This is a genomic window from Streptomyces sp. NPDC093109, from assembly GCF_040701725.1.
Taxonomy (GTDB): Bacteria; Actinomycetota; Actinomycetes; order Streptomycetales; family Streptomycetaceae; genus Streptomyces.
Genome location: NZ_JBFBEZ010000021.1, coordinates 23,073 through 42,489, shown reverse-complemented (window position 1 = coordinate 42,489; position 19,417 = coordinate 23,073). Strand labels below are relative to the sequence as shown.

16 protein-coding genes are annotated in these 19,417 nt (G+C 72.4%); 10 read left to right on the top strand and 6 right to left on the bottom strand.

Annotated features, from left to right (window positions below; all coding sequences use genetic code 11):
• Positions 1 to 44: 44 nt before the first annotated feature.
• A complete protein-coding gene (locus AB0389_RS21035; RefSeq protein WP_366396951.1) occupies positions 45 to 2,360 on the top strand; it encodes a zinc-dependent metalloprotease in 2,316 nt (771 codons plus the stop codon).
• A 72-nt stretch (positions 2,361 to 2,432) separates the two neighbouring features.
• Here AB0389_RS21035 and AB0389_RS21030 read toward each other — a convergent pair whose 3' ends face one another.
• The 4 genes from AB0389_RS21030 to AB0389_RS21015 form a co-directional block, all read right to left on the bottom strand.
• The gene (locus tag AB0389_RS21030) at positions 2,433 to 3,284 is read right to left on the bottom strand and encodes a hypothetical protein (protein WP_366396950.1); all 852 of its coding nucleotides are present in this window, start codon (positions 3,282 to 3,284) and stop codon (positions 2,433 to 2,435) included.
• Positions 3,284 to 3,886: a SigE family RNA polymerase sigma factor gene (locus tag AB0389_RS21025; RefSeq protein WP_366396949.1), complete on the bottom strand. Its 603-nt coding sequence runs from the start codon at positions 3,884 to 3,886 to the stop codon at positions 3,284 to 3,286. The genes AB0389_RS21030 and AB0389_RS21025 overlap by 1 nt, the downstream gene beginning before the upstream one ends.
• A 222-nt stretch (positions 3,887 to 4,108) precedes the next feature.
• A complete protein-coding gene (locus AB0389_RS21020) occupies positions 4,109 to 5,692 on the bottom strand; it encodes an arabinogalactan endo-1,4-beta-galactosidase (protein WP_366396948.1) in 1,584 nt (527 codons plus the stop codon).
• A 209-nt stretch (positions 5,693 to 5,901) separates the two neighbouring features.
• Positions 5,902 to 7,923, bottom strand: coding sequence for a beta-galactosidase (locus tag AB0389_RS21015; protein WP_366396947.1), 2,022 nt, complete (start codon positions 7,921 to 7,923; stop codon positions 5,902 to 5,904).
• A gap of 201 nt (positions 7,924 to 8,124) precedes the next feature.
• Here AB0389_RS21015 and AB0389_RS21010 point away from each other — a divergent pair, with 201 nt between their 5' ends.
• From AB0389_RS21010 to AB0389_RS20990, 5 genes are all read left to right on the top strand, one after another.
• Positions 8,125 to 9,447, top strand: coding sequence for an extracellular solute-binding protein (locus tag AB0389_RS21010; protein ID WP_366396946.1), 1,323 nt, complete (start codon positions 8,125 to 8,127; stop codon positions 9,445 to 9,447).
• On the top strand, positions 9,447 to 10,454 hold the full coding sequence (locus AB0389_RS21005; RefSeq protein WP_366396945.1) for a sugar ABC transporter permease: 1,008 nt from the start codon (positions 9,447 to 9,449) through the stop codon (positions 10,452 to 10,454). The genes AB0389_RS21010 and AB0389_RS21005 overlap by 1 nt, the downstream gene beginning before the upstream one ends.
• Positions 10,451 to 11,368, top strand: coding sequence for a carbohydrate ABC transporter permease (locus AB0389_RS21000; RefSeq protein WP_366396944.1), 918 nt, complete (start codon positions 10,451 to 10,453; stop codon positions 11,366 to 11,368). Before AB0389_RS21005 ends, AB0389_RS21000 begins: the two co-directional genes overlap by 4 nt.
• A 33-nt stretch (positions 11,369 to 11,401) precedes the next feature.
• A complete protein-coding gene (locus AB0389_RS20995) occupies positions 11,402 to 12,433 on the top strand; it encodes a LacI family DNA-binding transcriptional regulator (protein ID WP_366396943.1) in 1,032 nt (343 codons plus the stop codon).
• Positions 12,434 to 12,563: 130 nt separating this feature from the next.
• Positions 12,564 to 12,941, top strand: a complete 378-nt coding sequence (locus AB0389_RS20990) for a hypothetical protein (protein WP_366396942.1) — start codon at positions 12,564 to 12,566, stop codon at positions 12,939 to 12,941.
• Positions 12,942 to 12,959: 18 nt separating this feature from the next.
• Here the strand turns inward: AB0389_RS20990 and AB0389_RS20985 are convergent, their stop codons facing one another.
• A complete protein-coding gene (locus AB0389_RS20985) occupies positions 12,960 to 13,451 on the bottom strand; it encodes a zinc ribbon domain-containing protein (RefSeq protein WP_366396941.1) in 492 nt (163 codons plus the stop codon).
• A 155-nt stretch (positions 13,452 to 13,606) separates the two neighbouring features.
• Here AB0389_RS20985 and AB0389_RS20980 point away from each other — a divergent pair, with 155 nt between their 5' ends.
• Together AB0389_RS20980 and AB0389_RS20975 are read left to right on the top strand one after the other, a co-directional pair.
• A complete protein-coding gene (locus tag AB0389_RS20980; protein ID WP_366396940.1) occupies positions 13,607 to 13,972 on the top strand; it encodes a metalloregulator ArsR/SmtB family transcription factor in 366 nt (121 codons plus the stop codon).
• Between the two features lie 202 nt (positions 13,973 to 14,174).
• Entirely contained in the window at positions 14,175 to 15,629 is a 1,455-nt protein-coding gene (locus AB0389_RS20975) for a glycosyltransferase family 39 protein (protein WP_366396939.1), read from the top strand.
• A gap of 36 nt (positions 15,630 to 15,665) precedes the next feature.
• On the opposite strand, the gene AB0389_RS20970 is transcribed toward AB0389_RS20975, so the two are convergent.
• Positions 15,666 to 16,913, bottom strand: a complete 1,248-nt coding sequence (locus AB0389_RS20970) for an alginate lyase family protein (protein WP_366396938.1) — start codon at positions 16,911 to 16,913, stop codon at positions 15,666 to 15,668.
• Positions 16,914 to 17,258: 345 nt separating this feature from the next.
• Here AB0389_RS20970 and AB0389_RS20965 point away from each other — a divergent pair, with 345 nt between their 5' ends.
• Both AB0389_RS20965 and AB0389_RS20960 read left to right on the top strand, forming a co-directional pair.
• On the top strand, positions 17,259 to 18,299 hold the full coding sequence (locus tag AB0389_RS20965) for an iron ABC transporter permease (protein WP_366397030.1): 1,041 nt from the start codon (positions 17,259 to 17,261) through the stop codon (positions 18,297 to 18,299).
• On the top strand, positions 18,296 to 19,387 hold the full coding sequence (locus AB0389_RS20960) for an iron chelate uptake ABC transporter family permease subunit (RefSeq protein WP_366396937.1): 1,092 nt from the start codon (positions 18,296 to 18,298) through the stop codon (positions 19,385 to 19,387). Before AB0389_RS20965 ends, AB0389_RS20960 begins: the two co-directional genes overlap by 4 nt.
• The last annotated feature ends 30 nt before the right edge of the window (positions 19,388 to 19,417 follow it).

The window sequence follows — 19,417 nt, the reverse complement described above, 5'->3', positions numbered from 1 at the left end:
GCAGCAGCACATCCATCGAACCCTGTACGGAAGAGGCTCCCGGCGTGACCGACATCCCCGCCACCCCGACCACCCCCACGGCGTCCGAGGCATCCGGCACCGCGCCTGTCACCCTCCTGCACGGCCCCGGCGACGAGCAGCTGCTCGTCGGCGTACGCCACTTCGACCGGCCGTTCCTGTTCAGCGTCGCGCTGGAGCAGGGGGCGGGCTCCAGCGATCTGTGGCTGGACCGCGGCCGGATCGGCAAGGTGCGGGTGGCGGAGTTCCGCAGGCTGGCCGGGCGCGTGCTGCTGGTCCTGCGCAACAAGCACTTCCTGGCCGGCGGGGATCCGGCGGCGGCGCGGGCCGGCGCGGAGTCCTTCGCGCAGTCCGTGGTGTGGAGCGCGCCGGTGCTGCGCGAGGAGGCGGACGGCGTGGCCGTCGTGGACGCGACCGGGCTGGTGCTCGGCGACCACGACCGGGTGGCCGAGCACCTGGCGGAGCGGGAGCAGGGCGCGTACGAGGTCGACGAGGCGGCGAGTTTCCCGCTGGCCGACCGGTCCCGTACCGGCCCGTCGGGGACGCGGCTCGCCGCGCTGGTCACCTTCCGCGGCCCCGGCCTGGGCGCGGCGCTGCGGACGGTGGCGCCCGATCCGCGCGCGCTGAGCCTCGTCCAGCATCTGCGGTTCACCCCGCTGCCCGAGCCCGCGCTGCCGGCCCGCCGCTACCACCCGGGCTCCGGCGGTTACGGGATCGGGCACGAGGACCACGCGCTGGTGGGGACCGGGAACCGGCAGGTGAAGCTCCAGCCCCGGTTCCGGACGGCGGAGCCGGTCGTCTTCCAGGTCGACCCCGCGATTCCGGAGCCGCTGCGCACGGCGGTCGTGGAGGGCGGCAACTGGTGGCGGGAGGCGTTCGCGGCGGCCGGGCTGCCCGACGCGTACCGGGTGGAGGTGGGTGGTCCCGGCTTCGATCCGTACGCGCCGGGGGTCAACTCGGTGGTGTGGGTGCACCGGGCGGGGCGCGGCTGGTCGCACGGGCAGGGGCTCACCGACCCGCGGACCGGGGAGATCGTCACCGGGCGGGTACGGCTGGGCTCGCAACGCGCCGACCAGGTGCGCGCGCTGGGCGAGTCGCTGCTCGCGCCGTACGGCAGGCCCGACGAGGCGGAGCGGCTGGCGGCCGTGGAGAAGCTGGTGCTGGACCGGCTGCGGCAGCTGGCCGCGCACGAGATCGGCCACGCGCTCGGCTTCATGCACAACTACGCGAGCACGGTCCATCCGAAGCCCTCGGTGATGGACTATCCCGCCGCGCGGGTGCGGGTCACCGGCGACGGCGCGCTGGATCTGTCGCAGGCGTACGCCACCGGGCTCGGGCCCTGGGACCTGTTCCTGGTGGCCCACGCGTACGGGGAGTTCCCGGACCGCGAGGAGGACGAGGCGCTGGCCGAACTGCGGTCGCGGGCACGGGAGTCGGGCCTGGTGTACGTGACCGACGAGGACGGCCACGGCCCGGACGCGGCCCACGCCGACGGGGTCCCGTGGGTCACGGCGGGCGGTGCGTTCGACGCGCTGGCGGAGGTTCTCGCGGTCCGGGACATCGCCCTGGCGGGGTTCTCGCGCGGGGTCCTGCCGCCCGGCCGGCAGACCGGCGAGCTGGAGGAGCGCGCCACACTGCTGCATCTGCTGCACCGCCACGAGGCCACGGCGGTGGCCCGGCTCGTGGGCGGCGTGCGGTACGCGTACGGGGTGGCCGGTGAGGCCGGGACGGGTACGGTGCCGGTCGCCGCGGCGGACCAGCGCCGCGCGCTGGAGCGGCTGGCCGAGCTGCTGCGGGCCGAGCGGCTGGCGCTGCCCGTATCGGTGCTGGAGGCGCTGACACCGCCCGCGATCCGCTACGAACGGACCGCGCAGTACCCGGACTCCCGGGCCGGCCGGGTCTTCGATCCGTTCACCGCGGTGGCCGCCGCCGCGTCCCTCGTCGCCGGACAGCTGCTGCACCCGGCCCGGCTCAACCGGCTGGCGTGGCAGCACGCGGCCGATCCGGGGATCCCCGGGGTGACCGCGCTCCTCGACGCGCTGCTGACCGCCACCTGGCACCGCCCCGACGCGGTGCCGGCCGCCGTACCGGCCGGCGGGGCCGTCCAGCGGACGTCCGACTGGGTGGTGCTGCGGCATCTGCTGGCGGCCGTCGGGGACGACGCGACGCACCCGCCGGTCCGCGCCGAACTCCGCTCCGCCCTGCGGGATCTGGCCGCCAGGATCGGCTCGGGCGACGCCCAGGAGCGCGAGGCCGCCGAGCAGATCACCGCGTACCTCACCGATCCGGCGTCGGTACGACTCGACCCGCTGCCGCGGATCCCGCCGGGGGCGCCGAACTGACCGTAACCGGGCCGGAGTTGTCCGGTCAGGGGCCGGGCGGGGCGCGAACCCGGCCGGGGCGCACGGCCGTTGTCAGTCCGCCGGGGTGAACCGGCCCCGGACCTCGGCCGCGAGGCCGGATCCTGTGGCCGTCGCCGCGTAGCGGTCGTCCTTGGCGTCCCGGTCGCCCTCGGCGTGGTCGTACTGGGCGGCGAAGACGTGTTCGCCGGCCGGTACGGTGACCCCGTCCCTGAGCGTCCACCGGTAGACGAGCGTGCCGTCACCGCCGGTGGTCACGGAGGCGGTGAAGTCCTCCTCGGGCAGCGACCGCCAGGATCCGGTGTCCTTCACCCCGCCGGTCGCGGCGATCCGCAGCTCGACGGTGAGCGCGGTCAGCGCGCGTTCCGTGGAGACCGTGACGTTGTTCTGCGCCCAGAAGGCGTTGCTGTTCGGGTCGACGGTGCCGTCCGACCGCAGATAGCCGTCCCGGTCGCCCGGGTCCTGCGGCGCGGCCGGCGGCGAGGTGTCCTTCGCGGGCGGCGCGCCGGTACGGTCCGCCCCGGCGGTCGGGGTCGCCCGGTCCCGGCTGTCCGTGGGGGTCGGGTCCGGGCTGGGGGCTGCCGGGGGCTCCGCCTTCGTGCGCGAGGGCGTGGGGCTCGCGGCCGGGGCGGACGGCGACCGTACGGGATCGGGGCTGGTGGCCACGGTCAGCGGCCCCTCGCCGTCGCCGCCGGAGACGAGCGCGAACGTGCCCGCGCCGAGCGCGCCGACCACGGCTGCCGTCACCGCGGCCACCCGGAGCCAGGGTGCGGGCGGGGGCACGGCCGGGCGGGCCGACGCGGTCCCGGGGGCCGTCATGCCCCGCTCGATCCGCGCCAGCATCCGCTCCCGGTCCGGGGCGTGTTCGCGCGCCGTCTCCCGCAGCCTCTTGCCGAGGTCGTCCATCAGCCCGTCCCTTCCGTACGGTCGGCGGCCACCGTACGGCCGGCCGCCACGGTACGTTCCGCGGCCACCGTCGCGTGCACCCGTTCGGCGGTCTCGGTGGCGCCGGGGCCCAGCAGGCGCCCCAGCTCCGCCATCCCCCGCGAGGTCTGGCTCTTGACCGTACCGACCGTGATGCCCAGGGCGAGCGCCGTGTCCCGTTCCGAGAGATCCAGCGCGTGCCGCAGCACCACGCAGGCCCGTTTGCGGAACGGCAGCCGCCGCAGGGCCGCCTGGACGTCCAGGACGGCGGGTACGTCGGGGCCGTCGTACCGTTCTGCGCGCTGGGACCAGAAGAGCGAGACCCGCCGGCGCTCCCGTACGGCGCTGCGGATCTGGGAGCGGGCCAGATTCGCCACCACGCCGCGGGCGTACGCGACGGGGTGGTCGGCGGCCCTGACCCGGTCCCAGCGGCGCCACATCGCGAGCAGCGCGTCGGAGGCCAGGTCGTCGGCCGTGCTGGCGTCGCCGGTCAGCAGACAGGCCAGCCGGGAGAGTTCGGCGTAGTGGCGCTCGAAGAAGGCGTGGAACTCGGCAGCGGTGGCGTCGTCGACGATTGTGTCCACGGAGCCGCTCCTTGTCTGTTCTCACCCGCACCGGTCGTCCCACCGTCGCGAGGAGCGTGAGCGTAGCAGTGTGTACGGGGGGAGCAGTGTCCGGGGACCGCTGCTCCGGGTACCGGGGGGCGAATGCCGGACAGGCGTGGCGGGCCCGGAGTCCGGTCCCGCCACGCCCTGTTCGTCCCGCTCACCGTGTGCCGGTGTGTTCCGGTCCGGCCACCGGACGTGTCACCGGTGCGCGAACCAGCCCGCCGCCGGTGTCAGCCTGTTGTCGTAGCCGAACAGCGCCTGGTTCTCCCAGGCGTTGCCCGCGGTGGCGTCGTCCGGGTCCCAGCCGCTGCCCTTCACGGCCGTCCACGCGGGCTCCCAGTAGACGATTCCCAGGCCCCGGCCGCCGGGGACCGCCTCGACGACGTTCATCACATCGCGGAGGTTGGCCGCCTGCCCGGCCGGCGTGGCCGGGTAACCCGCCGCCAGCTGGGAGGAGTTGGCGATGACGTTCTCATGGGAGTCATGGTTGGCCAGCGTGTGCGCGTACGAGGTCTCGGCGACCAGCACCGGCTTGCCGTAGCGCGCGGCCACATCGTCCAGATTGACCTGGAGGCTGGAGAGCGGGCCGTGCCAGTAGCTGTAGTACGAGAGCGCGATCACATCGAACGGCACGGAGCGCGCCACCGCCTGGTCGAACCACCAGCGGGTGCCGCTGTTGTCACCGCCCTCGGCGAGGTGCAGGGCGACCTGGGTGGAGGAGGAGACGGCCTTGGCCGCCTGGGCGCCGGAGGTGAGCAGACCGGCGAGCTGGGTCCAGTTGTTGATCGAGCCCTCGGGCAGGAGCATGCCGCTGTTGATCTCGTTGCCGATCTGGACCATGTCGGCGGTGGTGCCCTGTGCCTTGAGCGCGTTGAGAACGTCGTAGGTGTGGTCGTAGACGTCGGTACGCAGCTGGCTGTAGGTGTGTCCGGACCATGCGGCCGGCTTGATCTGGTGGCCCGGGTCGGCCCAGCGGTCCGAGTAGTGGAAGTCGATCAGGACCTTCATGCCCTCGGCCTTGGCCCGCTTGGCCATGGCCAGGACGCGCGCCTTGTTGTTGTAGCCGTCGGCGGGGTTGACCCAGACCTTGAGCCGGACGTAGTTCATGCCGGCGTTGCGGAGCAGGTTCACCGCGTTGCCGCTCGCGCCGGTCGCGCTCTGGTACGTGGCGCCGAACGCCTCGTTCTTGGGGAGGGTGGAGAGGTCACCGCCCTTGATGGCCAGGCCGGTCGAGCCCGCGGCGAAGGTCAGGTCGTCGAAGTTGGCCCACTCCCCCGCGTGCGCGTCGGAGTTGAGGCTGACGGTGCAGTTGCCGCCGCTCACCCGGATCGAGGTGACGATACGGATCCACTGGCCGTTGGGGGTGACCGGCAGGTCCGTGCGCTGTTCGGCGCTGCCGCAGTTGCGCAGGGCGATGTAGGCGGAGTTCTGGCCTCCGCTGGAGCGGACCCGGGCGCTGAGGGTGTAGTTGCCGTCGGTGAGCCCGGTGAGGGCCTGGTACGTCTCGACCTTGTACGCCGAGGCCGACCAGTGGCTGAGCCGGCGGCTGCCGCTGTAGCCGCCGCTCTCCGAGTAGGAGGCGGCGTTCTGCCCGGTGGCCGAGTAGGTGCTCCAGCCGGCCGGGGTGGCCGTGCCGGTGGCGTCGGCCTCGAAGCCGGGGTTGGTGAGGGTGGCGGCGGCGTGCGCCTGCTGCGCGGGGAGCGCGGTGAGGAGCAGTGCGCCCAGCGCGGTGATCGCGGCGGCTCTGAGGGGGGTGTGCCAGGAGCGTGGTGCGAGATGCATCGTCGATGTCCCTTCGACCGGATGCTGCGGGTGGGGGTGGCGCGGTCGTACGGATGGTGCGGTACTGCGGTGGTGCGGTACTGCGGTGGTGCGGTTGAGCGGCGCGGGGGGTGGATCTGGGGGGGGCGGACCGTACGACCCGGCTCGGCTCGGGCCGTACGGTCCTGGGGTGCCGTGCGGCCGGGACGGCCGGCGGCGGCTCGGGGATCTCAGCCGTCGAGGCGCACGACGCGAACCGATCCCGCCGGGACGCCGAGCCTGCCCGCGGCCCGTTCTCCGGTGAGGAGTTCGGTTCCGTGGGCGGGCAGCGGCACCTTGGCGTCGGCGGTGGTGTGGTTGATGGCGAAGAGGTACGAGCCGTGCTCCCCGGTCCGGCGCACCACCTCGACATCGCGCGGCAGATCGGCGCGCGGGGCGATCCCGGCGTCGTCCGCGGCGGCGCCGAGGACCGTGTCGAGGGCGCCGGCGTCCAGGCGCGTCGAGATGTACCAGGCGGTGCCCTTGCCGAGGCGGTGGCGGGTGACGGCGGGCCGGTCGGCGGCCAGACCGTCGGCGTACGTCCAGACCGTCTCGGCGCCGGCCGGGACGACGAACTCGCTCCACACGTCGCCGGTCAGCTCCGAGCCGTCGGCGGCGGTGAGCCGGACGCGCTCGCCCTCGCCGAGGGGCGAGAACTCCTCGACGCTCAGCCCGAGGACGTCGCGCAGCGGGCCCGGGTAGGCGCCGGGGTGGACGGCGTCGTGCTCGTCGACGATGCCGGAGAAGTACGAGACGACGAGGGTGCCGCCGTTCTCGACGTACGTCCGCAGATTGCGGCCGGCGGCCTCGGTGGCGAGGTAGAGGGCGGGTACGACGACGAGCGGGTGGGCCGAGAGATCGGCCTCGGGGTGCGCGAAGTCAATGGTCAGGTGCCGGTCGTAGAGCGCCTCGTAGAAGGTGTCGGCGCGCTCGCGGGCGTCGTGGTCCTCGCTCGGCCGCCAGTCGAGCCGCTGCGCCCACCAGGAGTGCCAGTCCCAGACCATCGCGGCGTCGGCGACCGTCCGCGTACCGCGCACCGTCGCCAGGCTGTCGAGGGAGGCGCCGAGTCCGACGACCTCGCGCCAGACGCGGCTGTCGGTGCCGGCGTGCGGGACCATCGCCGAGTGGAACTTCTCGGCGCCGCGCCGGGACTGGCGCCACTGGAAGAAGAGCGCGCCCTCGGAGCCGCGCGCGACATGGCTGAGGCTGTTCCTGGCCATCTGGCCGGGTGCCTTGGCGGGGTTGCGCGGCTGCCAGTTGACGCCGCTGGTGGAGTGTTCGAGCAGCAGCCAGGGCGCGCCGCCGGCCACGGAGCGGGTGAGGTCGGCGGCCATGGCGAGGTTGACGTGGGTGCGCCGGCCGTCGGTGATGAGGTAGTGGTCGTTGGTGACGAGGTCCACCTCGCGTCCCCAGGCCCAGTAGTCGACCGATTCGCACTGGCTGAGGGCGGTCATGAAGTTGGTGGTGACGGGGATGCCGGGCGCCAGTTCGTGGAGCAGGTCGCGCTCCCGTACGAAGTTCTCCCGCATGGTGGCGTCGGCGAAGCGGGCGTAGTCGAGGAGCTGCGCCGGGTTGCCGACGGTGGGGGTGGCGCGGGGCGGCTCGATCTCCTCGAAGGAGCCGTAGCGCTGCCCCCAGAAGGCCGTGCCCCAGGCCGCGTTGACCGCCTCGACGGTCCCGTGGGCGGCGGTCAGCCAGCGGCGGAAGTGGGCGGCGCAGCTCTCGCAGTAGCAGGCGCTGACGGGGACGCCGTACTCATTGTGGACATGCCACATGGCGAGCGCCGGGTGGTCCGCGTAGCGGCGGGCGAGCTGTTCGGTGATGGCGGAGGAGGCCTCGCGGTACGGCGTCGAGCTGTGACAGATCGCGCCGCGCGAGCCGAAGGCCAGTCGGTTGCCCTCCCTGGTGACGGGGAGCGCGTCGGGGTGCGCGCGGTAGAACCAGGCGGGCGGGGCGACGGTGGGGGTGCCGAGGTCGACACGGATCCCGTGCTCGTGGAGCAGGTCTAGGACCCGGTCGAGCCATCCGAAGTCGTAGCGGCCCGGTTCGGGTTCGAGCAGGGCCCACGAGAAGATGCCGACGCTGACCAGGTTCACTCCGGCCTCACGCATGAGGCGGACGTCCTCCTGCCAGACGCTCTCGGGCCACTGTTCGGGGTTGTAGTCCCCGCCGAACGCGAGCCCGCTCAGGCCCTGGGGTGCGGTGTCCGGCATGGATTTGCCTCCTGTGCTGCATGCAGCGGTGAGTACCTGGTGTGGGAACGTGCACACACATCGGCGGCGACGCAGATCCAACATAACCGCACAGGAACAACCATTGACAAGTGTCCGGAAAGTTTCTCTACTGTGAACGCTCACAGAGCATGGCCGGTCTGCCGCATCCATGTCGGAGACCTTCGTCAGGGGAGTAACACCATGCATTTCACGACGCGACGGCGCCTCGTGGCCACGTCCCTCACCATCGCGCTCGGCGCGAGCGGACTCGCGGCCTGCGGTTCGGGTGACAGCGACGGCGACTCGGAGGCGAGCGGACCCGTCTCGCTCACCTACTGGGCCTGGGCACCCGGTATGGACAAGGTCGCCGACATCTGGAACGCGACCGAGGGCAAGAAGGACCAAATCACGGTCACGGTCAAGAAGCAGGCGTCGGGCGACGACCTGGTGACCAAGATCATCACCGCGGCCAAGGCGAAGAAGGCCCCCGACCTGGTGCAGGCCGAGTACCAGGCGCTGCCCACCCTGGTCAGCAACGATGTCCTGGCGGACATATCCGGCGAGGTCAAGAGCGCCGAGAGCCAGTTCGCCCCCGGCGTCTGGCAGCAGACCACGCTCGGTACGGACGCGGTGTACGCGGTCCCGCAGGACTCCGGGCCGATGATGTTCTACTACCGCCAGGACCTCTTCAAGAAGTACGGGCTCACCGTCCCCACCACCTGGGACGAGTTCGCGGAGACCGCCCGCGCCCTGAAGAAGAAGGACCCGGCCAAGGCGCTCACCACGTTCTCCAGCAACGACTCCGGCCTGTTCGCCGGGCTCGCCCAGCAGGCCGGCGCCCAGTGGTGGACCACCAAGGGCCAGACCTGGCAGGTCGGTATCGACGACGCGGCCTCGAAGAAGGTCGCGGAGTTCTGGGGCGGCCTGGTCAAGGACGGCTCCATCGACAACCAGCCCATGTACACCCCGTCCTGGAACAAGGCGATCAACACGGGCAAGCAGATCGCCTGGGTCAGCGCCGTCTGGGCTCCCGGCACCCTGTCCACCGCCGCGCCGGACACCAAGGACAAGTGGGCCATGGCGCCGCTGCCGCAGTGGACCAAGGGCGAGCAGAAGACCGGCAGTTGGGGCGGTTCGTCCACCGCCGTCACCAACGACTCGGCGCACAAGAAGGCCGCCGCGAAGTTCGCCGCCTGGCTGAACACGGACAGCAAGGCGCTGGCCGCGCTGGTCAAGGAGGGCGGGATCTACCCGGCCGCCACCGCCGCGCAGACGGGCGGCGCGCTGAGCACCGCGCCCGAGTTCTTCTCGAACCAGCCCGACTTCTACACCACGGCAGCCGAGATCGCGAAGACCACCGCGCCCTCCGCGTGGGGCCCGAACGTGAACGTCGCGTACACCACCTTCCGTGACGCCTTCTCGGAAGCCGCCAAGAACAAGTCGGACTTCACCGCCGCGCTCACCAAGATGCAGCGCGACACGGTCGACGACCTCAAGAAGCAGGGCTTCGAGGTCACCGGGTGATGGCCACCGACCCGAGCCCGGCGGGCGGCTCCGGCCGCGCGCCGGGCGCCGCCCGCGGCACCACCGACGCTCCCCGCCGTACGACCGTGAAGCCCGGCGCCGGCACCCGGCGGGTGCGCAGCGCGCCGTACCTCTTCCTGCTGCCCGCCGTCGCCCTGTTCGCGCTCTTCTTCGCCCTGCCCATCGGTTACGCGCTCTATCTGAGCCTGCGCAAGGTGCAGGTCAAGGGCCTGGGTCTGGGCAAGGGCGCGCGCACCGAGGTCTGGGCGGGCCTGTCCAACTACACCGACGCGCTCTCCGACTCCGAACTCCTCTCCAGCGCCCTGCGGGTGCTGGGGTACGGGGCGATCGTGGTGCCCTGCATGCTCGGGCTCGCGCTCGTACTGGCGCTGATGCTGGACGCGGAGCGCACCCGGCTGAGCGGCTTCTCCCGGCTCGCGATCTTCCTGCCGTACGCCGTTCCCGGCGTGATCGCGGCGCTGATGTGGGGCTTCCTCTATCTGCCCGACGTCAGCCCGTTCTACTACCTGCTCGACAAGGCCGGTCTGCCGCAGCCGAATCTGCTGGACGGCGGACCGCTCTATCTCGCGCTGGCCAATATCGCGCTGTGGGGCGGCACCGGCTTCAACATGATCGTGATCTACACGTCGCTGCGCTCGATCCCCGCCGAGATCTACGAGGCGGCCCGGCTCGACGGCGCCTCGCAGCTCCAGACCGCGCTGCGGATCAAGATCCCGATCGTGGCGCCCTCGCTGGTGCTGACGTTCTTCTTCTCGATCATCGCGACGCTCCAGGTGTTCAGTGAGCCCACCACCCTCAAGCCGCTGACCAACTCGCTCAACACCACCTGGTCCCCGCTGATGAAGGTGTATCAGGACGCCTTCATCAGGAACGACATCTACTCCGCGGCCGCCACCTCCGTGGTGATCGCCGTCATCACCCTTGTGCTGTCCTTCGGCTTCCTCAAGACCGTGGGCTCCCGTTCGAACCAGGGAGAGACCCCGTGACCGCTGTCACCACCCGCCGGGGCACCCCCGCGGCCGGTACCACCCCCGGCACGGCGCAGGGGCCGCCGCCGCGAGCCCGGGACGGGCGCCGTATCGCCTGGGTGCCGACCGTGGCGCTGCTGATCGGCGCCGCGTACTGCCTGCTCCCCGTGGCCTGGATCGTGGTGGCCTCCACCAAGTCCGGCCGGGAGCTCTTCTCCACCTTCACCTTCCTGCCCGGCACGGGCTTCGCCGGGAACATCGCCGACCTGTCCGCGTACCGCGACGGGGTGTACTGGCGCTGGATGCTCAACTCGCTCTTCTACGCGGGCCTCGGCGCCCTGCTGTCGACGGCCGTCTCCGCGCTCAGCGGCTACGCGCTCGCCATCTACCGCTTCCGTGGCCGCGAGACCCTCTTCAACGTGCTGCTCGCCGGCGTACTGATGCCGCCGGTGATCCTCGCCGTACCGCAGTACCTGCTGATGGCGAAGGCCGACATGGCCGACAGCTATCTCTCCGTCCTGCTCCCGCTGATCCTCTCCCCGTACGGGGTCTATCTGGCGCGGATCTACGCGGCGGCGGCCGTGCCGCCCGATGTGGTCGAGGCGGGCCGGATGGACGGCGGCGGCGAGTGGCGGATCTTCCGCTCGGTGGCACTGCCGATGATGCTGCCGGGGCTGGTGACGGTCTTCCTGTTCCAGTTCGTCGCCGTGTGGAACAACTTCCTGCTCCCCTACATCATGCTCGGGGACGACCAGAAGTTCCCCGTCACCCTCGGCCTCTACACCCTCCTCCAGCAGGGCTCCAACACCCCGGCGCTCTACACCCTGGTGATCACCGGCGCGCTGCTCGCTGTCGTGCCGCTGATCGCGCTGTTCCTGGTCATCCAGCGGTTCTGGAGTCTGGATCTGCTGTCCGGGGCCGTAAAGTCCTGACGCGACAGGCACGATCATGAGAGAACGACAGGTATGAGCCGCACGGACAGCAACGGCCGGCGACGGCCGCCCACGATCCACGACGTGGCACGGGAGGCGGGCGTCTCCCGGGGCACCGTCTCGCGTGTCCTCAACGGCGGCCACTATGTGAGTCCGGCGGCGGAGGAGGCGGTCAACGCCGCCATCCGCAAGACCGGTTATGTCGTCAACCGGCACGCGCGCAGTCTCATCACGGGCCGGTCCGACTCGGTGGCGTTCCTGCTCACCGAGCCGCAGGAGCGGTTCTTCGAGGACCCCAACTTCAATGTGCTGCTGCGGGGCTGCACCCAGGCGCTGGCCGCCCACGACATCCCGCTGCTGCTGATGATCGCGGGGACCAGGGACGAACGGCGCAGGATCGCCCGGTACATCACCTCGGGCCATGTGGACGGGGTGCTGCTGGTGTCCAGCCACTCCGGCGAGCCGGTCGCCGAGCAGCTGCGCGCCGCGCGGGTGCCGCTGGTGGCCTGCGGCAAGCCCCTCGGGCAGAGCTCGAAGGTCAGCTACGTCTCGGCCGACGACCGGGACGGCGCCCGCGAGATGGTGCGCCATCTGGTACGGACCGGACGCCGCCGGATCGCCACGGTGACCGGCCCGCTGGACACCCCGGGCGGCACCGAACGGCTCGCGGGCTACCGCGAGATCCTCGCCGAGTCCGGCATCGAGGCGGACGAACGGCTGATCGCCTCCGGCGACTACAGCCGGGCGAGCGGAGAGTCGTGCGCCGCGGAGCTGCTGCGGCGCGCGCCGGATCTCGACGCGGTGTTCGTCGCGTCCGACCTGATGGCGCAGGGCGTGCTCACCGCGCTCGGGGACGCGGGCCGCCGCGTCCCCGAGGATGTCGCGGTGGGCGGCTTCGACGACTCCCCGGCGGCGCTGGACACCAGGCCGGCGCTGACGACGATCCGTCAGCCGTGGGACCGGATCAGCGCGGAGATGGTACGGGTGCTGCTGGCGCAGATCGGCGGCGAGGAGACGTCCACGGTGACGCTTCCGACGGAGCTGGTGATCCGCGACTCGGCGTGAGCGCGGCCGGGGGGCGTGAGCGCGGCACGGGTCGTGCGCCCGGCCTGCGGGGTGAGCGTGGCACGGGCCGGACGGGCCGGAGGGAGCCCGTCCGGCCCGTTCCCGTCCGGGCACCCCCTACGCTGGCCGGATGAGCACCGAGTTGCGGGACAGGCTGCGGGAGATCCAGGACGCCCTCGGCGTCATCGACAGCACCGAGGGCGTCGAGGGCGTCCTGGGCGTCGGACAAGCCGGCGGCCTCGGCGCGTACGCGGAGACGATCGAGCGCTGCGCGGCCGAGCTGACGGCCGGCGGCGAGGAGCCCGGCGAGGCGGCCGAGCGGCTCGTGGGCGCGGCCAAGGCGGTGCGCCGGGCGGCGAAGGCGGCCGAGAGGTACCAGGTCAACCCGCTCACCCGGGACTTCTCCCGGGGACGGTTCGCGCTCGCCACCGGGCAGGCGCGGGTCAGGCTCGGCAGGGCGATCGACGTACTGGACGGGGTGCCGGACACGGTGCCGGACCCTTCGTAGGACCGCCCGCGGGGCCCGTCAGGGCCGTTCCGGCAGTGGATGGCCGCAACGGCCGCAGAAACGCGCGTCGTTCTCCTGGGACAGCCGGCCGCAATCGGCGCAGACCCGGTCGAGCCGGCAGGGCGGTTCGCCGCCCCCGGCCGAGCGGATGCCGGAGACCGACAGTCCTGGCCGGCGCGGGTGCGCGGTCAGATAGACCAGCCCGTTGTCGCCGGCGCGCAGGGAGCGGCGGGAGGTTCTGGGCAGCCAGACGACCGCGTGCGGGCCGAGGGGCTGCCGGCCCGCCGGGGTGCCGAGCCAGCCGTCGCCGTCGAGGACGATCAGCAGGACATCGAGGACATCGTCGCTGTGCTCGGCCACTCCGCCGCCGGGCACCATCCTGATCACGTTGGCGTCCAGTCCCCGTCCCGGTTCGGCGAGTTTCCACAGGGCCCCCTGCCGCTCCGCGGCCGGTCCGGCGAGCTGCGCGTCCAGGGTGGTGAGGACAGTGGCGGTAGCGGGCGGCGTCATGGACGCGTGCCTCCAGAAAATGTGCGGTGGACTACCTGTCGATCCTATGGCCCCGGGCACGCTCCGGTTCGCCACGGACGGCGCGTCGGAGCCCCTTCCAGCACAGCGGAACACATGAAGAGGTATTCATGTATTAGTGGATATACGATGACCTCATGGGACACGGAGTCGACGAACGCGCCACACCCACCGGTCATCTCGACGCGGACTCCGCGGCCACCATCGCCGCCACGCTCCAGGCCCTCGCCACCCCGTCACGGCTGATGATCCTCACCCGGCTGCGGCAGAGCCCCTGCGGCGTGACCGAGTTGGCCGAGGCCGTCGGCATGGAACAGTCGGCGGTCTCCCACCAACTGCGCCTGCTGCGCGCGCTGGGGCTGGTCACCGGGTCCCGGCAGGGCCGGCGGATCGTGTACAGCCTCTACGACAGCCATGTCGCGCAACTCCTCGACGAGGCCGTCTACCACATCGAGCACCTGCGGCTGGGCGCCCGCGATCTGCCCGCGCCCGCGGAGGAGTAGCCCGACACGTCGCGTTGTCGCGTCATTACGGGAATCACACCGCCCCGATCCGGAATAGTGCGGACAGACCGGCATTTCGTGATCGGAGTCCGCCATCCCGCCCGCACCGCAGCTCTCCCCGCCCGCCGTCCAGGACCGCGTCACGGCGCCGCGCCGGGGCGACCGCCCCCACCGCCCCGGCCGCCCCCTCGCGCGCACCCTCGTGTGCGCCCTCGCGCCGTTCGGTCTGGCGCTGGCCCTCGGACTGTGGGGCATCGGCCGCCGCGACACCCTGTGGGGCGACGAGGCGGTGTCGTACGAGGTGGCACACCGGAGCCTGCCGGAGATCTGGCGCACGCTGGGCCATATCGACGCGGTCCACGGTCTCTACTACCTGTGTCTGCACGGGGTGTTCGGGGTGTGGGACGGCGGACTGGCCGCGCTGCGGCTGCCGTCGGTCCTCGCGGTGGCGGCGGGCGCGGCCGGGGTCGCGCTGGTCGGCCGGCGGCTCGTGGGTCCACGGGCCGGGCTGCTGGCCGGGCTGGTGTTCCCCCTGCTCCCGCCCGTACAGCGGTACGCGCAGGAGGGCCGTTCGTACGCGCTGGTGTGCGGTCTGGCGGTCTGGACGACATGGCTGCTGCTGACGGCGCTGGGCCGGCCCGAGCGGCGCGCGCGGTGGGTCGCGTACGCCGCGGTGATACTGACGGCCTGTCTGCTCCACGAGTTCGCGGTGCTGACGCTGCTCGCCCACGGGGTGACGGTGTTCCGGTCCGGGCCCGCGCGGCCGGTCGTGCGCGCGTGGTGCGGGGCGGCGGGGGCGGTGTGCGCCGGGATGCTGCCGCTCGCGGTGTTCAGCACCACGCAGTCGGCGCAGGTCGGCTGGATCGGGGCGCCCGATGTCCAGCACGTCCTGGAGTTCGCGGCGGCGGTGGCACTCGGACTGGTGTGCGCGCGGACGGTGGGACGCGGCGCGGACAGCACTCCCCACACTGCCGGCACTCCCAACACCCCCGGCGCGGCGTCGCCGGTCCGGCTCGGGGCGCTCGCGCTGCCGTTGCTGATCCTGCCGACCGTGCTGCTGATCGCGCTGACCCCGGTGCGACCGCTGTACGTCGACCGCTACGTCCTCTCGTACACCGTCGCGCTGGCGCTGCTCGCCGGTGCCGGGCTGGACGCGGTCTGGCGTGCTCCGCGCACAAGGGCGCACGCGTACACGGTGACGGCGGGGGCGGCGCTGCTCGCCGTGCTCGCGCTGGTCCCGGTGGGGGTGTATCTGCGGACACCGCAGAGCCGGCAGAACGACGCCACCGCCATCGCCCGCGCGGTACGGGAGAGCGCCGCGCCGGGCGACGGGCTGCTGTTCATGCCCGCGCGGCGGCGGGTGTGGACGCTGGCACGGCCGGCGGAGTTCCGCGGGCTGACCGATCTGGCGCTCGACCGCTCCCCCGTCGCCTCGGACACCCTGCACGGTACGGAGCTGACGCCCGACGCCGTACGGCAGCGCATGCGGACCGCCCGGCGGATCGTCGCCGTCCATGACGTGCCCGGTCAGCCGCTGGAGGCGACCGACCGGGAACGCGTCAAACGGGCGGTCCTCCGGGCGGAGTTCGAGGTGTGCGGCACCCGCCGGGTGACCCGGGCGCAGATCACGCTCTACGCCCGGCCGGGCCACTGCTGACCCGCGTACCTCGGGGCAACCCGCCCGTGCGGTGGGTTACTTCGCGTACAGCAGGGTGCCGAAACCCAACTGGTCGAAGCCGCCGCTGTTCGGCCCGTAGTCCCCGCCGCCGCCCTCGGGACGGACACTCTCGGCCATGGCGGTGATGTACGGGACGGAGAGACCCCGGCGCCTGGCGTAGTGGTAGTGGAGGATGTCCCACACCGGCCTGACCTGGCCCCGGCTGTCGGCCGAGATGGCGGTGTGTTCCTGGTAGGCGCAGTTCTGCCCGGTGCCCCAGGTGTACTTGGTCCAGGGGACGTCCTGGCCGAGGTTGTACTTGGCGACGTACTGGGCGGCCTTCATGAAGCGGTTGCTGTCATAGCCGTACAGGTCATCGCCCTGGCTCCAGGCCATCTCGCAGAACGCGCCCATCTGGCCCATGCCCATCATGGTGTGCCCCTGGTCGCGGCCGGATTCCTGCCACTGGGCGAGGCCCTGGCTCTCGTACACGAAGGGGACGGCCTTCTGGATCGCCCCGTTGCCCGCGCCGTTCTTGAAGTAGTTGACGGCCTGGTCGTACTTGGCGGCGTCGTCGTTGAGGATGCCGATGGCGAGGACCGAGTTCATGTTGCACAGATCCCAGTTCGCCCAGTAGTTGGTGATGCAGGCGTCGTTGTGACCGGTGAGGAACTGGTTGTTGAGCGGGTAGAAGACGTTCACCATCATCTGCCGGAAGCGGTCGAGGTTGAACCCCGCGTAGCCGCGCATCAGTTCGGCGGCGTTGGCGAACTGGTAGCCGTAGATGCCGGCCGCCAGGAAGCGGTCGGCGTTGCCGGTCAGTGTGGTGAGCGTCGCCGACCAGGCGTTGAGGATGTCCCGGGCGGTGTCGCCGTGCGCGGTGGTGCCGGCGATCTGCCAGCGCAGCGCGTTCTGATAGGCGGCGTGGATGTCGTTGTAGAGCGTCCCGTAGTTCTCGCCGGTGCCGCCCCGGACAACGGTGGCCTGGGGATTCGCCTTCCAGCCCGCCTGGGCGTGCGAGTTGGCGATCAGCCGGTTCCAGCCGGCCAGCCAGGGGTCGTTGCCTGCCGCCACGCGGACCTTGGCGCGGTTGAGTTCGCCGTACGCGTGCAGGGCGCCGGGGTGGACGAAGGTGGCGGGGGCGGCTTCCGCGGAGCCGGCCAGCGCGGAGCCGACGAGGCCGCCGGTCGCGCCGGCGAGGGCGAGCCCGCCCGCGGCCTTCAGGATGCCGCGGCGGCTCGGGGCGGTGCGTGGTGTGGAGGTGGAGTTGGTGGTGCGGCTCATGGAGATCTCACTCCCGTTGATGACCGTCGGTGGGGGGACGGGGAGGGGCATGGGGATGGGGTGGGGATGGGGGATGGAAACCGGTACCCATGTTGCGGGGAGATGCCACCCATGTCTCGGACCCGGACCGCATACGAAATTTTCGCTCGCCCCGCGCGCCTTCGTCCGCCGCCATGAAGTGGGACGGATCCGTCCGCCGCCATGGAGTGGGACGGATCCCTTCCCCGGCCCGCAGGGCCTCCTGTTAGGCTCGCCTAACTTGACCGGGGGAGGCTCAGTGAGGGCACTTCAGCTGCACGGTGGTGACGCGCTCCGCGCGAAGGCCCGCCCGGCGTGACGACGGGTATACCGGTGGAGTCGCCGCGGACCGTCCCGCGTCCGGTCCGCGGCCGGCGGGCGCTCGCCCTGGGGCTGGTGGCCGCCGCGCTGCTGCTGGTGGCCGTGGTCTGGGGCAGCCTTCTCTTCGGTGCGGGTGAGGTCACGGCGGGCGAGGTGCTGCGCGGCCTGTTCGCCTTCGATCCGTCCGCCAAGGGGCAGTTGATCGTGCGGGAGGAACGGGTCCCGCGTACGGTCGCCGGTCTGCTGACGGGCGCGGCGCTCGGGCCGGCCGGGGCCGTGATGCAGGGCGTCGCGCGCAATCCGCTGGCGGACCCCGGCATTCTGGGGGTCAACGCGGGCGCGGCGGTGGCCGTGGTGTTCGGGATCGGGGTGCTCGGTCTGGGCGAGCCGGACCAGTACCTCTGGTTCGGGTTCGCCGGCGCGCTCCTGGCGGCCGTCCTCGTCTACAGCATCGGCTCGCTGGGCCGGGAGGGCGCCACACCGGTGAAGCTCGCGCTGGCCGGGGCGGCGACGAGCGCCGTCCTCGGGTCACTGACCACCGCGATGATGCTCAAGGACCGGATGCTGTTCGACCGGTTCCGGTTCTGGAAGGTCGGTTCGTTCTCGGGCCGGGAACCCGAACTGCTGTGGCAGGCACTGCCGTTCATCGCCCTGGGGGTAGTGATCGCGCTGGCGCTCGGTCCGCGGCTCAACGCACTGTCGCTGGGCGACGACCTCGCGCGGGCGCTGGGACAGCGGGTCGGCCTGGCCCGGCTGGGTTCTGCCGCGGTGGTGGTGCTGCTGTGCGGCGCGGCCACCGCGGTCGCCGGGCCCATCGGGTTCGTCGGGCTCGTCGTGGCGCACAGCGCCCGGATGCTGACCGGCCCCGACTACCGCTGGATCCTGCCGTACAGCCTGCTGCTGGCGCCGATCCTGGTCCTGGTCTCGGACATCCTGGGCCGGGTGATCATCGACCCGGGTGAGGTGCAGGTCGGGATCGTGACCGCGGTCGTCGGCGCCGTACCGTTCGTGGTCCTGGTCCGTCGTCGCAAGCTGGTTGAGCTGTGAGGGCCGGAGGGGAGGCGAGCGCCCCCGCACCACCGGCAACGTCCGACGAACGGCTGGCCGCCGCCGTACGGGAGGTCGTACGGGCGCGGCGGGCCGGCCGGGCCCGTGCCACCGCGGTCACCCTGGTGCTGCTGGCGGCCGTGTTTGTGGCGCTGTGCGCGGCGCTGTCGTACGGCGACCTGATGATCCCGGCCCGCGATGTGATCGCCACGCTGGCGGGCGGCGGCGACACCGGTTCACGGTTCGTCGTTCTCGAACTGCGGCTGCCCCGGGCGCTGATCGGGCTGCTGGTCGGTGCCGCCTTCGGACTGTCGGGGGCCGTGTTCCAGACGCTGCTGCGCAATCCGCTGGCGAGTCCGGATGTGATCGGGATCAGTGCGGGTGCGAGCGCGGCGGCGGTACTGGCCGGGGTGACGTTCGGCGCGAGCGGTTACGCGCTCTCCGCCTCGGCCGTCGCCGGGGCCCTGCTGACCGCGGGCGCGATCTACGCGCTGGCGTGGCGCGAGGGGGTCGTCGGCTACCGGCTCGTCCTGGTCGGCGTCGGGGTGGGCGCGGCGCTCTCCAGCATGATCTCGCACCTGCTGACGAGTTCGGACGCGGCGGTCGCGCAGAGCGCGCTGGCGTGGCTGACGGGAAGCCTCAACGGCCGGTCCTGGGATCAGCTGTGGCCGCTGGCGGTTTCGCTGCTCCTGCTCGTCCCGGCGACGTTCGTCGCGGCGCGGTCGCTGCGGACGCTGCAACTGGGCGACGAGACGGCGAAGGGGCTCGGCACCCGGGTGGAGCGCGGGCGGCCGGTGCTGATCGGCTGCGCGGTGGCGCTGGCCGGGGTGGCGACGGGGGCTGCCGGCCCGGTGACGTTCGTGGCGTTCGTGGCGGCGCCGATCGCCCGGCGGCTGGTGCCGCGTCAGGGCGCGGCCCTGGTGCCCGCCGCGCTGACGGGAGCGCTGATCGTACTGGTGGCGGACTTCGCCGCACAGCATCTGCTGGGGTCCACCCAGTTCCCGGTGGGTGTGGTGACGAGTGTGATCGGCGCGCCCTATCTGCTGTGGCTGCTGGCCGGCGCGAACCGGGTGGGCAGGGGCGGATGAACGCGGGAACGCCACGACGGAACGGAAGGA

Coding starts and splice junctions, on each gene's coding strand:
- AB0389_RS21030 (WP_366396950.1), bottom strand. CDS start 3,284: ATGGACGACCTCGGCAAGAGGCTGCGGGAGACGGCGCGCGAACACGCC.
- AB0389_RS21020 (WP_366396948.1), bottom strand. CDS start 5,692: ATGCATCTCGCACCACGCTCCTGGCACACCCCCCTCAGAGCCGCCGCG.
- AB0389_RS21015 (WP_366396947.1), bottom strand. CDS start 7,923: ATGCCGGACACCGCACCCCAGGGCCTGAGCGGGCTCGCGTTCGGCGGG.
- AB0389_RS21010 (WP_366396946.1), top strand. CDS start 8,125: ATGCATTTCACGACGCGACGGCGCCTCGTGGCCACGTCCCTCACCATC.
- AB0389_RS21005 (WP_366396945.1), top strand. CDS start 9,447: ATGGCCACCGACCCGAGCCCGGCGGGCGGCTCCGGCCGCGCGCCGGGC.
- AB0389_RS20995 (WP_366396943.1), top strand. CDS start 11,402: ATGAGCCGCACGGACAGCAACGGCCGGCGACGGCCGCCCACGATCCAC.
- AB0389_RS20990 (WP_366396942.1), top strand. CDS start 12,564: ATGAGCACCGAGTTGCGGGACAGGCTGCGGGAGATCCAGGACGCCCTC.
- AB0389_RS20985 (WP_366396941.1), bottom strand. CDS start 13,451: ATGACGCCGCCCGCTACCGCCACTGTCCTCACCACCCTGGACGCGCAG.
- AB0389_RS20980 (WP_366396940.1), top strand. CDS start 13,607: ATGGGACACGGAGTCGACGAACGCGCCACACCCACCGGTCATCTCGAC.
- AB0389_RS20970 (WP_366396938.1), bottom strand. CDS start 16,913: ATGAGCCGCACCACCAACTCCACCTCCACACCACGCACCGCCCCGAGC.